Raw genomic sequence first — 13410 nt, forward strand, 5'->3', positions numbered from 1 at the left:
TTCATCACGGGCTGCCTCCAGACGAAGGCTGGCAACAAGGGTATCGAATTCCTCAAGGGCAACCGCCACATTGGCGTGCCGAAGAAGGACCCGAATGCAGCACCTGCTGTTGACACCAAGAACATGAAGGCAGGGGCAGCAAGCACATACCGTATCGCCCTCGGCAACCAGAGCTGGGACGTTCAGGTTCAGACCCTCAGCAAGTAAGAGGCTTTCGCGAAAGTCTAAAGACTTCGCCCCAAGCATTGAAAAGGCTTCGAGCAAATGCTCGAAGCCTTTTTTGCTTCAATTCAACAAGAACACAGAGCCTATCGAACGGCGTCACGCGTTATTATCGACTAGAAGCTAAATGTCTTGCCGACATTCACGCCATAGCCAACCTTTTGCGCAGCAAAGATACCGCCGTGGAATCCAGACGGATGGAAGTAATTGAGCATAAATCCGACATTCAGCGTTTTGAGCCACATGAAGTCGGCATCAAAAGCAATTACGCCATATTGCCCAAGTCTAGCACCAACGCGAGCCGTAGAATAAAGTTTTGCACCATACCCTTCGTCGTCATTTTCAGCAAGGCTCTTCCCGAGATAGTCGCGAATATCGTCATAATCGCCACCGCCTTCAAACGTCTGGATCCCAGCACCCACGCCTAAGATTACAGGGCCTACGTCAAAGTCAGCGCCGATGGCGATACGTTCTTGCACATTCCAGAACGAATACTTTTTCCTGCCGTCCGGAGTTTCAAGCCAGGCCATATAGCCATCATTGCACTTGCCCGCTTCCGAGCAATTGAGCGATACATTGCCGCCCTTGCCCCCAAAAGCAGCCCCGACATACAACGGTGAAGAAAATCCAAACGGCCTGTAATTCAACGCAACTGTTGCACCCGCAGAAAATCCGTCCTTAACATTTCGTCCCTGCATTTTGGCTCCGCCAAAAGCATCGACAGACAAAGTCATCGCAGAGGAATCCCCGTTAACAGCTAGCCGCGGCTGATGAGCGACAATCATCGTCGATGCCCCCATCGAACCCAAATGCGGATTCAGGCAGCCGCACAACGACAACGCGACGGCGGACAGCATACCTAAAAGAATTGTTTTTTTCATTTTTTAGTTCTCCTACTTATTTGTTTTGCAGAAATAATATACCATAATTTGTTCAGCATATCAAGATAACATTACTCCAGCCTTATTGACTTTACAACACAGCGTTCATTTGCTAAAGACGATTGCAAATTCAAGCGGTGAGCGGATTCAGAGCCATGTGGCGTAACATTCAAATCTATGATTTCGGCCAAAGGTAAAATTTTGCGTACAAAGCCATTTTGCAAACTACCGTTAGCAAGATTGGCCTCAGTCATTTTTTTCGAGTCAAAATAAGCATACGTCCGCTGGCAAGTTCCAGGCCAATAATCAACAACAAGATTTCTATAGTCATCCATCGAAACCAGCCTTCCAAATTCAAAATGTACACCATGTCTAGCTTTTTCATAAAGAATTTCAAGTCCTGAGCCAGACATATCATCATACGGTTTTACATGGACTCCAGAATCCCACGGAACAACCTCATAACTGCTTGGATAAATGCTTGCCGAGCTGATCTTTGGCGGAACAGGAACATCTCCGCGTGTATTCAAGACCATGTGAGGATTCATAATGGTCACATCACCACCATCAGAATTAAGCACTAAGCGGAACCAACGCATTCCATTTAGCGCCCCATCATTTGCTGGCATCCGCCAGCGAAGTGTATGCGTTTTTCCATCAACAGGGACAGGCACTTCCGTCAACTGCAAATAGCCCGAACAACTTTTCAGTCTACAAACCAAAAGCTCCGCCTTCATCCAGTTACCGTTCAGGTTATTCACTTTAACATCCACTTCAAATGAGGAATTTGCCTGAATGTTTACGCCATGGTCCCAAAGAGACACCTTTTTCCAGCCTGCCGGAAGCTTAAACCTCACAGCCGCATTCTTTTCCGAAGCGTCTGCATTGTAGTCATAACGCGCATAGGCAAAAGGATATTCCTGGACAGCGCCCGCATTTCGGATGACATCTGGCATCTTGTTCGCATCCAGGCACTTTGTATCTGGAGAAAAGAACCCAACCAGCTTAGGATTTCTGAATTGCCCCAATTGCGAATCAAAATCATACTTGGCAACCTCACATAAAATTCTCCACAGATCGACCTGCATGCCATTCAGCACAGAAGCATTGACACTTCCATTTTCAAAAGGCATTTCCACATGGCGTCCGCTAATCGCTTCATTATAACGCGGATGCGTCGGATCCACAGCAAAAGCAGCATTTGCCGAACTTCTGTTGCCTGGATTTTCAAACGGGAACCCTATAGAAGACTGCGTAAAGCCACAATCCGACTTGACCGCCAGATCGCCATTGCATTTCAAGTCCATCGCACTTACGGTCGGGATAAATGTGCTACGATCTTGAGTCAGAACATCCTTAGTCCAGGACGCATTCAATTTTATGCTTAACCCAAGCAAATTCAATTTCATGTCTTCCGGCATTGCATCGAGAAATCCCTGACGGAACGAATTGTAAAGCGTCGCTGCAAAAGGATAAGTAGAACCTTGAATAAAATCAAACTCCGTCCTTCCACGAAAATCAGACTTGCTCTCATCTTCCGTTTTTTCTTTCTTGCGATTATAGGCAATCTGACCGTTTTCCGTTTCCGAATAAAACATACGGCTAATAGCAGATCCAAGCGTAAAAGGACCTTTTTCCACATGTCGTTCCAAGCGGAAATACTCATCCTTGTGTTCAGGGATAAAACCTTTCAACTGCCCCTGAGCAATCAATACAGTCGGAAATCCTTTGTATTCAGCCGCCTTACGATAATCCTCAAAAAGGAACCGTCCCTTCGTATTCACTTCCGACTTACAGGATTTTCCTTCACACTTGTTTTCATACAGCAAAAGATCTGCGGCCCCTTTCGCAAGCAAGACATCCTTAAACATCTCCGCAGCAGAAGAACCACCCTCATCGCTCCAGAATGCAACTGTATTAAAAAGGCCCTTCGGCATAACGGCGCCCTGGTGAGGCGAATCCAGTGACGAGAATAAACGAATCGGAGCATCGTTTTTACCACGATGAGTATCGTACAGATATGCACCATAACGTCCAATAACGCCACCTTGGCTTATGCCCATCACGACAAAGCCATCCTCTTTTGCTCCTGGAAACGGGATCTGCTTATTGTTATTCAAAAAAGAAAACAGCTGGCTCAGCACCTTTGAATTTTCCTGTAACGATCGCCGCACCGTTTCTGTAAATTGAACAAGAATCGGCGTATAGCCAAGACTCTTGAGAATCTTTGGAAGGCCAACCTGCTGAACTTCAGCTTCTAAATCCGTCAATGTTTTCTTTTCAACCGGATCCAAATTGATCCCGTCAATAATCATAAACGGGCGTTCCAAGTACACACCTGCCAAAGAACTTTCATCAACAGGAGCATCAACTATTCGGATCCGAACCGATTCCGTTATACCATGACAAACATCTTCGGCAGCATCAACCCCAAATACATTTATAAAAAATTTACTCTTTTCCATGCATAGCCGATCCTGGCTATCCACAAAGAAAGAATAATCTCTATTTTCAGCCATAGCATTTGTCGAAAGCATGGCAACAACGGCAAGCCATATATAGCGCATCATTATTTCACCTCCACAAAAAGATTCTGTTCAACAGTTCTATCACCACGTTTCATCTTAACAACAATCTTTTGCGTTCCCGTCGAAGCAAATTCCAGTTCAGTCTTTCCATTAACCGATAAAACATTGCACTTCCCAGAAACGCAAACAGAAATTGAAGGCAAATCCCTCTGTTTCGTCACAAAAAAATACGAGTCCAGCACAAGAATCATTTTCGATCCCCGCACAAAAGAAGTCGGCAATCCCGCCGTAAGTAAATGCGCATTCACGTTCTTAGCCGTCGAGCAATCCGCATCGGCACACGCCCTATATACATAATCCAGATCCGCAACAAGCAAGGGAATTACCGTATAATCAGATCTTGCAGCAATCGCCTCAGCCTCAAAATAAAGCTGCTTGGGGTTTGCAATTACATTTTCGCGCAACCGGTTACGCACTACAGAATACAAATTATCATACCATGTCGTTCTTGATTTCTGGGGAGTCATTTCAGCAGCGTGAACAGTATTCACAATTTTCATATGCTCTAGTTCACTTATCAGGAAATCACCATTCGTACTTGAAATAAGCGCGTTTCTCAATTGTGGAGAATACGCTGCGCTAAATTCCGTTTCCACGGTCGGTAAAAGTCGCGCATTACGTTGACTAGACCAAGCATCTACATTTGAATATTCATATTCCAAATCGCCCGGTGAATCCGTCACCGTGACAGAAGACGAAGAACTTCCTGCACTAACGCCGTTCTTGACACAGCTGAATTCAACATCATCGATAAAGAGCGTTGTATACTGATACTGTGGAACATTAAACAATCCCACACCCACATTTGCAACATCAAACGCTCCCGTCACGCCAAGACTTGCAAGCGGAATTTCAAGTATTTCCGTTTTTTCCGCAATCAAATTCGCATAGTGGACGCGGCTTTCCGAAGCCTTGCCTTTAAGCCAAACTCCAAAAGTTGCATTTTGTGTAGAACGCACTTTCAGAAGCAGTTCTCCCGCATCAACGCGCAAAGGTAAAGCCGGAAACGAAAGCAATCCTTTCCAATCACTCTGCACGTTCTTTATACCCGACAATCGGATATACGGAGCTTTCATTGCACCGAAATTTCCCCAGTTAGCCCTCCATTCCGGCGGTTCGGGGAAGGTCCTCCCCGTTTCAAGCATTAGACCACTGTCGCTGCCGTTCGAATACAGCGCAACACCCTTACATTCTTCGGCATGGCTATTAAAAAAGCACAAGGCTCCCGCTAAGGCCATACCCTTAAACATCCTACAAAGCATAGGATTTTCCTTCTATTGATTTTGAGAATAAACAGGCTTATTCAGCCGTAAGGATTTATTAAATGATGTAAGGAAAAAATTTAAGCAAGAATATAATAAACCGCCCCGACAAAAATGGAGCGGTAATTAAACTACAATATTTTTTTTAAAGTGTAAAGGGGATTTTTAATAATTTATGAATTTTCTTCTTTTAGGTGAATAATCAAGTCGCTAATATAAACATCATCGACAATATTCACAGAATACTCATACGAGCCAGAATAAATTAAATCCAGGCGCTTTTCAAAAGTCGAAAGGCCAAGCCCGCTATCCTTGCGACTGGATTTTCTCGGGAAATTAGAATTCTCGGAATGGAACCGAAGCTCATTTCCCTTTTGCACAATTGTCACATGCGCAAAGCTTTTGCCTTTGGGATTAACGCAATGCTTCATCGCATTTTCCATCAAGGGCATTATCAACAAAGGCTCAATCATCAAGTTCGGATTTTCAAGATGCACATTAAATGAGAAATCAAAACTGTCATCCAGGCGCAGCTTTTCCAGATCCGCATACTTCTGCAAAATATCCACATCCTCCTGCAACGTGATATATTTATCTTTCACCTGATAAAGCATGACCCTCAAAAGTTGCGAAAGTTTATTCATAGAACTTTCAGCGCGCTTCGAATCGATCTGGATAAGCGCAGAAATATTATTCAAGGTATTAAAGAGAAAATGCGGACTCAGCTGGTTCTTCAAGAAATCAAGTTCATACTGCAATTCCATCCGTTTCCGTTCACGCAGCACAAACGCGCGCACAATCTGGCGAAACATCAAATGGTACAAAACACATAGCACACAGACAAAGCAAACCAATATTACAAAAGATACAACGGCACTTAAACTAAAGTGCCCTTTAACAAACAAAAAACAATATGTTTTAAAAAATTCGCTTACACCTTCGCCAGGCATTCGCTCCATTAAAAAGTACGTCACCTCACGAATAAACAGCGCAACGACCACGAGTAATGAGTTTAGAGCAAAATAACTAGCATAGCGTTTTTTAAACACATACGATGGAACAAGGAATTTTTGGTTCAATGCGAAAATAAACAGAGAACTCAATAGCGGAAAGTAAAAGCGGATTATACCTTCTAAGCGAATAGCAAAGTGCGTCGAGTTCGACGTATCAAGAATCAACACCAGCGGGAACAAAATCATAAACAGCCAGACAAAGAGGACCGGCATGAACAAAGGAATCGGGAACTGGATCAATTCTCGTTCGTCTTTCAAGAGTTCGCGCAACTTCTTTTCATTACGTTCAAAGTCACTTTCTTGTAATACAGCAAGTTTATCGCGTGTCTTTTGGAAAAATCCAGCACATTTTTCCGTGCAATTTGTAGTGCTATTGTCTTTCATAGCAAAAAATTTAGTCATTTGACCACTATTTTTGGCGGTCATGACAATTTCGTGACAAAAATCACGAACTTTTTTAACAAAAACTCAATTTAACTTTTGCACGCAGCACTCTAAGTAATGACACAAGGATTTCAAACTGGAGGTAAATTTGATGATGTAAAAATGAGGAGGTCACCATGAAAACCCTTAACAATCGAGATCAGAAAGACATCTACATGCAATACCTGAATGACATTTCACGCTATCCTTTGCTCACTAGAGAACAGGAAGCCGTATTGCTCCAGAAGTCCGCCGAAGGCAACAAGACCGCTTTGGATATGTTGGTCAACTCCAATCTCCGCTTTGTCGTGAACATCGCCAACCTCTACAAGGGTCGCGGCCTCGACATCATGGAACTGATCAACGAAGGGAACATGGGCCTCATCGAAGCAGCACGTCGATTTGACCGCTCCCAGAAAATCAAGTTTATCAGCTACGCCGTGTGGTGGATTCGCCAGAATATCACTCGCGCCCTTTCTGAAAAAGGCCGCATGATCCGTATCAGCGCCGAAAAGGAACTGATGCTCCGTCGCTTCAACCGTCATGCAAAGGACATGCACCAAGTGATCGGCGGGACATTCACCGTCAACACCCAGAATCTCGAGGGTCTCTCCAAGTACAAGGCCGACGAAATCGAAAAGATCCTGATGATGGGCAGCTCCGCTTCTTCGCTCGATGCTCCGGTCAATGAAGATGGCGACGCAACGCTTGGCGATACCATTTCGGATACGCAGAACCGCACCGACGAGCTTGCTGACAACAACAACCGCGCAGAAGTTTTCGACAAGGTCCTGAACAAGAACCTCTCCAGCCAGGAAAAGGAAATCATCAAGCTCTATTACGGTTTCAAGATGGATTCCGACCTGAACCTGAAGGAAATCGCACCGATGGTGGGTCTTTCCAAGGAACGCGTACGCCAGCTCAAGGAAAACGCCTTGAACAAGCTCCGCGAAGCCGACGTCGAACGCCTCCTCTGCGAAGCTGCATAACGCCCTTATTGCTCCAAACAAGTTTCATACTCTCTCCTTTCATAAAAAACCGGCTATTCATAGCCGGTTTTTCCTTACAAGGTGGTGTTTTTTTTTAGGAAATTGTATTTTTAACGTATGATGTTTAAATCTTTTTGTTTCCGCTCTGTATTTATGGCAACGCTGTCCGCGCTTTGCATCGCGAACGCAGCAACCGACAAGAAAACTCCTCCCGGAGATTTCTACGATGAAGTTTCACGATTGAACAAGGTCCTTTCCGAAGTCAACCGCAAGTACGTTGAAAACGTCAACCCGACGGAACTCACGGACGCCGCCATCAATGGCATCAGAAACATATTGGACCCGCACACAACCGTATTCTCCCCTAAAGACTACGAAAGCCTCCGCGTTTCCATGGAAGGCAAGTTCGGTGGCGTGGGTATTACCATCAGCCTCCGCGACAACATCCTCACCGTCATTTCGCCGCTTTCCGGCACACCGGCATTCAAGCTCGGCATCCGCGCTGGAGACCGCATCCGCAAAATTGACGGCAAGGAAACGAAAGGCATGTCGCTTGATGACGCCGTCAACAAACTCCGTGGCAAGATCGGCACAGACGTGACCGTCGCCATTGAACGCGAAGGCGTTCCCGACCTCATGGACTACACCATTACAAGAGCCGAAATTATTGTACATGCAGTTCCTTACTACGGCATGGTCACTCCGGAAATCGGCTATATCAAGCTTGCAACCTTTAGCGACAAGACTACAAGCGATGTCGAAAACGCCATCCGAGGTCTCCAGAAGCAGGGCATGAAGAAGCTCATCCTCGACATGCGCTACAATCCCGGTGGACTTCTGAACCAGGCTATCGAAATCAGCGAACTTTTCCTCAAGCCGGGTAACGTCATCGTGAGCACCCGTGGCCGCACACAGAAGACCGAAAGCGCCGCCCGCAGGACTCCACTCGTGAAGCCCGAAGTTCCGATGGTCGTCCTTGTAAACCAGGGTTCCGCAAGCGCTGCTGAAATTGTTTCCGGCGCACTGCAAGACTGGGACCGAGCCTTGATCGTCGGTAAGACCTCGTTCGGTAAGGGTTCCGTGCAGACCATCTTCCCGCTCGACAACCAAGGGAACGCCCTCAAGCTCACAACCGCATTCTACTACCTCCCCTTCGGTCGTTGCATCAACAAGCCTGAAAACGGCATCAAGGGACTCAAGCTCCAGGAAGAAGAAGACATCGATGCTGACGAAAAGGAAACCGCCAAGGCTGATACTGTCAAGGCAGACACCGCAAAGCGCGACACGTTCTACACGAACAACGGCCGTATGATGTTCGGCGGTGGCGGCATTACGCCGGACGTCGATGTAGAACTCGATCCGATGCCGTGGGTCGTCCAGGTGCAGGAACGTATGGCCATGTACTTCAAGTTCGCTGTCAAGATCCGCCCGAGCCTCGAAAAGGCAGGCGTCAAGGTGAATTCCGAATGGGCAGTGCCGGATTCTCTCTTCACGCAGTTCAAGGCGTTCTGCAAGAAGGACACGAACTTCATGAAGGTGAAGAGCAACGCACTCGTCGGCGTGGACCAGCTCGAAAAGAGCATCATCCGCGAACAGAACTACATGGGTGACAGCGCAAAGACCATCTCTGATTCAACGCTCGTGAAGCGCATCAGCGAAATGCGCAAGGCTCTTGAAGATAACCGCGATGCCCAGTTCGAAGCCAACAAGGACTACATCAAGGATGGCATCAAGCGCGAACTTCTCACGGCATTCGTGAACGACTCCGTCAGCACGGCATTCTCGCTCAAGCGCGACAAGCAGTTGAACGAAGCTATCAAGTACCTAAGCGACACGCAGCTTTACAAGAAAGCCATCAGCGCTCCGCCGAAACAGAAGAAGAACGCCGCAAAGCCAAAGAAATAACGGTTCAAATTGATTTCGTTAATGAATAAAATGGCCGAGGGCCTCGGACAAGCCGTAAGACGCTTCCTCAATAAGGTTGTAGGTTACGTGCTGTTCATCTGGGAGCTGTTCAAGAACATTCCCGGAGCCTTCACCAACTTGCATACGACCGTAGAACAGATGCATCACGTGGGTATCACGAGTATTCCCGTGGTGTTCGCGGCCTCGCTTGCCACAGGCGCCATTATGTCATGGCAGCTCGCCTACCAGTTTGGCGACATGATTCCCATGATGTTTGTCGGCATGGCTGTCGGCAAGTCCGTGATGGTGGAACTCTGCCCGATTCTTACGGCGATGGTGCTTGCAGGGCGTATTGGCGCTTCGATGTGCTCCGAGCTTGGAACCATGGCGGTTACGGAGCAGCTTGATGCATACAAAGTATTAGGACTCAATCCTTACAAATACTTGCTTGCACCAAGACTCATTGCAACCGTCATCATGCTTCCGGTGCTTACAATTTTGAGCATCTTTATCGGCATTGTCGGTGGTTACGAAGTCGCCCACCTCTACAAGGAAGTTTCGTGGTCGGTGTTCTTCTACGGCGTACGCATGTTCTACCAGAACTGGGATCTGGTCGTTGGCCTTATCAAAGCAACACTTTACGGGTTCTTCATTTCGAGTTACGCCTGCTTCTTCGGTTTCTTTACCCATAGCGGTGCAGAAGGCGTGGGCAAGAGCACCAAGGCAACCGTGGTCGCCGGCATGACAAGCATCCTTATTGGCGGGTTCACCCTCTCCAAATTGCTGCTTGTCTAACGCGATAAATTTGTACAAATGTTCGAAACAAAACGCACGAGCAACAAGAGCTATACGGGGAACAAAGTTCAGGACATCCAGGTCCTTTTGGAGCGCGTTCTCCAGAAGAACCATATCACCGAAGATATCAACTTCAAGACCATTTCGGAGCGGTTTTCGGAGGTGGTTGGGCCCCTCCTGGTAGGCCATGTAAAACCCGAGAAAATCGACAAAAATATATTGGTACTTAAGGTCGCCAATTCGGCGTTGAAGTTCGAAATGAACCTCCAAAAAAAAGCTATTATTGGGAAATGTAATACCCTCTTAGGGAAGCCATTTATTCAAGGAATACGGTTCATCTAAGAGGGGTTTAAAGAGGAATTATGGCAGAAGAAACAGAAGAAGTAAAGAAGGCGGAAGCAGATTATAGCGGTTCAAGCATTACCGTTCTCGAAGGTCTAGAAGCAGTTCGTGTCCGCCCTGCAATGTACATTGGTTCCACCGATATTCGCGGGCTTCACCACCTCGTTTGGGAAGTGGTCGATAACTCCGTGGACGAAGCTTTGGCTGGCTTCTGCAACCATATCGAAATTTCGATTTTGCCGGGTAACGGCATCCGCGTCACCGACAACGGCCGTGGCATTCCGACCGACATCCACCCGAAGGAAAAGGTGGGTACCATCCAGGTCGTGATGACCAAGCTCCACGCCGGTGGTAAGTTCAACAATAGCTCCTATAAAGTTTCCGCCGGTTTGCATGGCGTGGGCGTGAGCTGCGTGAACGCACTTTCTAACAAGCTTATCGTGACCGTGCGCCGCAATGGCCGCGTTGTCCGTCAGGAATTTGCACGTGGCATTCCATGCGGCCCGCAGGTCGATATCGGAGAATCCGACGGAACGACCGGAACATCCGTTGAATTTTATCCGGACGATACAATCTTCTCCGAAACCGTTTACGTGTACGACACGCTCGCCACGCGTTTCCGCGAACTCGCATTCCTCATGAGCGGTCTTCGCTTGACACTCACCGACGAACGCGATCCGGAACACAAGCAGACCGATACGTTCTGCTTCCCCGGTGGTGTTTCTGAATTTGTGCGTTACGTGGACGAGCACCGCACACCGCTTTTTGCAGAACCGATCCACTTGCTGCTCCCCGATGGTCAATACCCGCTCGAAGTTGCCATGTGGTACAACGACGGTTATCAGGAAAACTTCTTCAGTTTCGTCAACAACGTCAATACTTACGATGGCGGTACGCACGTGACGGGTTTCAAGACAGCCCTCACCCGCGTCATCTCGAAGTTCGCACAGGACATGCCAAAGGGCAAGAAAGAAGCGCAGATTACCTCGGACGATATTCGCGAAGGCCTTACCGCTGTTATCGCCATCAAGGTGTCGCAGCCGCAGTTCGAAGGCCAGACCAAGCGCAAGCTCGGCAACTCCGAAATTGCAGGCTATGTCGCTTCTGCATTTGGCGCGAAGCTCGAAGAATACTTCCAGGAAAATCCGGCCGCTGTCAAGATTATCTTGGACAAGGTTTATAACGCTGCCGTGGCTCGTGAAGCAGCCCACCGCGCACGTACACTCGCCCGCCGCAAGAACGTCCTCGAAAGCGGCGGCCTTCCGGGCAAGCTCGCCGACTGCTCCAGCCGCGACCCGAAGGAATGCGAAATGTTCATCGTGGAAGGTGACTCTGCAGGTGGTTCTGCAAAGATGGGCCGTAGCCGTGAATTCCAGGCAATCCTCCCGCTCCGCGGTAAGATCTTGAACGTCGAAAAGGCAAGCCTCCACCGTGTGCTCGACACCGAAGAAATCCAGAACCTGGTGAATGCTATCGGTACCGGCATCGGCACGGAATTCAAGATCGAGAAGCTCCGCTACGACAAGATCATCATCATGACCGATGCTGATGTGGACGGTTCCCACATCCAGACGCTTCTCCTCACGTTCTTCTTCCGCTACATGCGCCCGTTGATTGATACAGGCCATATTTACCTCGCCATGCCGCCTCTGTACAAACTCAAGGTTGGCCAGAAGGAACGCTACCTGTTCGACGAAAACGAAAAGGACAAGGTCATGGCCGAAGTCGAAGACAAGAAGAATGTCACGATTACCCGATTCAAAGGTTTGGGCGAAATGTCGCCGGAACAGCTGAACGAGACGACCATGGACCCGAAGACACGCTTCCTCAAGCAGTGCCATGTAGAAGACAGTGTGCTTGCCGACCAGATTTTCAGCATGCTCATGGGCGAAGACGTGGAACCGCGCCGCAAGTTCATCGAAACGAACGCATATAAAGTCTTGAACGATTTGGATATTTAAATGAGTCCGACAAAGGCAGACTTCAAAGCCGTTTTATCCCAAGCACGAGACTTGGTTAAAGTGGAGCTAGACAAGACAGAAGAAGTCATTATGCAGGTGGCAAAGAACGCCCCCGCAGGAATTAGTGACCGACTTGTAACACTTTTTAGCCGCAAAGGCAAACGCATCCGTTCGACACTCCTTTGCCTGCTCGCAAACTGCGGGACGCAAAAGCCGGACATCGACCGCGTCGCACACGCCTGCGCAGCCGTAGAGCTTTTGCACCTCGCCAGTCTCGTCCACGACGACATCATCGATGGAACGGACGTCCGCCGTGGGCAAAAGACGGCCCACCGTGAGTGGGGTACACAAGTTGCCGTATTGATTGGCGACTATGTGCTTTCGCAGTCCATGCGCTGTGTCATTGACGAAAAAGCCCGTAACGTGCCCGTCATCATCTCCGACGCAGCCGACAAGCTCATCATCGGTGAAATCATGGAACTGGACCATTGCGGCGACATGGGACTTTCCCGCAAGTCTTACAACGAAATCATCGATGGAAAGACGGCTGCGCTCATTGACGCCGCAGCGCGCATCGGTGGCATTTTGGCAGGTTTCGATCAGCCGATGGTTGATGAATGCGCCAAGATGGGAACGCACTTTGGCATCGCCTTCCAGATTATCGACGACCTGCTGGACTATGGCTACGGTTCCGTGAACATGGACAAGGCGAAGTTCACAGACCTCTCGAACGGACTTATCACACTGCCACTCCTTTATTACTTCGAGGACTGCACCGTAGAAGAACGCCGTGAAATGGAAAGCTTTATCGCAAAGGCTTCTGCAGAAGGCATTCCCGAAAAGATTCAGGACCGCTTGTTTGCAAAGAAGAGCTTTGCGAAGGCAAAAGCCGAGGCACAGGAACACATGGAACAAGCGCTCGCCATTGCCGACAAGTTCCCGAAAAGTAACTTCACCGAAGAAATCACCGCCATGTTCGCCAGCATGTCGGAACGCGGGAACTAAGGCGGCTACGCCGCTGTAGACAGT

The 13410-nt window shown here is 48.2% G+C and carries 10 protein-coding genes and 1 pseudogene; 7 read left to right on the forward strand and 4 right to left on the reverse strand.

What is annotated here, in order from left to right; genetic code table 11:
• A pseudogene (locus ACJMM9_RS10880) lies at positions 1 to 207 on the forward strand (biotin attachment protein); the annotation flags it as partial.
• 131 nt (positions 208 to 338) lie between these two features.
• On the opposite strand, the gene ACJMM9_RS10885 reads toward ACJMM9_RS10880, so the two are convergent.
• From ACJMM9_RS10885 to ACJMM9_RS10900, 4 genes are all read right to left on the reverse strand, one after another.
• A complete protein-coding gene (locus ACJMM9_RS10885) occupies positions 339 to 1103 on the reverse strand; it encodes a hypothetical protein (RefSeq protein ID WP_405326706.1) in 765 nt (254 codons plus the stop codon).
• A 71-nt stretch (positions 1104 to 1174) separates the two neighbouring features.
• A complete protein-coding gene (locus tag ACJMM9_RS10890) occupies positions 1175 to 3673 on the reverse strand; it encodes a hypothetical protein (RefSeq protein WP_405326709.1) in 2499 nt (832 codons plus the stop codon).
• Entirely contained in the window at positions 3673 to 4941 is a 1269-nt protein-coding gene (locus tag ACJMM9_RS10895) for a hypothetical protein (RefSeq protein WP_405326712.1), read from the reverse strand. The genes ACJMM9_RS10890 and ACJMM9_RS10895 overlap by 1 nt, the downstream gene beginning before the upstream one ends.
• Before the next feature lie 185 nt (positions 4942 to 5126).
• Positions 5127 to 6392: a sensor histidine kinase gene (locus ACJMM9_RS10900; RefSeq protein WP_405326714.1), complete on the reverse strand. Its 1266-nt coding sequence runs from the start codon at positions 6390 to 6392 to the stop codon at positions 5127 to 5129.
• Positions 6393 to 6526: 134 nt separating this feature from the next.
• Here ACJMM9_RS10900 and ACJMM9_RS10905 point away from each other — a divergent pair, with 134 nt between their 5' ends.
• The 6 genes from ACJMM9_RS10905 (at position 6527) to ACJMM9_RS10930 (ending at position 13386) form a co-directional block, all read left to right on the forward strand.
• On the forward strand, positions 6527 to 7378 hold the full coding sequence (locus ACJMM9_RS10905; protein ID WP_405326717.1) for an RNA polymerase sigma factor RpoD/SigA: 852 nt from the start codon (positions 6527 to 6529) through the stop codon (positions 7376 to 7378).
• A 153-nt stretch (positions 7379 to 7531) separates the two neighbouring features.
• Positions 7532 to 9283, forward strand: a complete 1752-nt coding sequence (locus ACJMM9_RS10910; RefSeq protein WP_405326720.1) for a S41 family peptidase — start codon at positions 7532 to 7534, stop codon at positions 9281 to 9283.
• A 21-nt stretch (positions 9284 to 9304) separates the two neighbouring features.
• Positions 9305 to 10078: an ABC transporter permease gene (locus ACJMM9_RS10915; protein ID WP_233138544.1), complete on the forward strand. Its 774-nt coding sequence runs from the start codon at positions 9305 to 9307 to the stop codon at positions 10076 to 10078.
• Between the two features lie 18 nt (positions 10079 to 10096).
• Positions 10097 to 10420, forward strand: a complete 324-nt coding sequence (locus ACJMM9_RS10920; protein ID WP_173467965.1) for a DUF721 domain-containing protein — start codon at positions 10097 to 10099, stop codon at positions 10418 to 10420.
• A gap of 20 nt (positions 10421 to 10440) precedes the next feature.
• Entirely contained in the window at positions 10441 to 12381 is a 1941-nt protein-coding gene (gene gyrB / locus ACJMM9_RS10925; RefSeq protein ID WP_405326723.1) for a DNA topoisomerase (ATP-hydrolyzing) subunit B, read from the forward strand.
• Positions 12382 to 13386: a polyprenyl synthetase family protein gene (locus ACJMM9_RS10930; protein WP_405326726.1), complete on the forward strand. Its 1005-nt coding sequence runs from the start codon at positions 12382 to 12384 to the stop codon at positions 13384 to 13386.
• Positions 13387 to 13410: the final 24 nt, after the last annotated feature.

Source organism: Fibrobacter sp. (assembly GCF_045112255.1).
In the GTDB taxonomy this organism is placed as follows: Bacteria; Fibrobacterota; Fibrobacteria; order Fibrobacterales; family Fibrobacteraceae; genus Fibrobacter.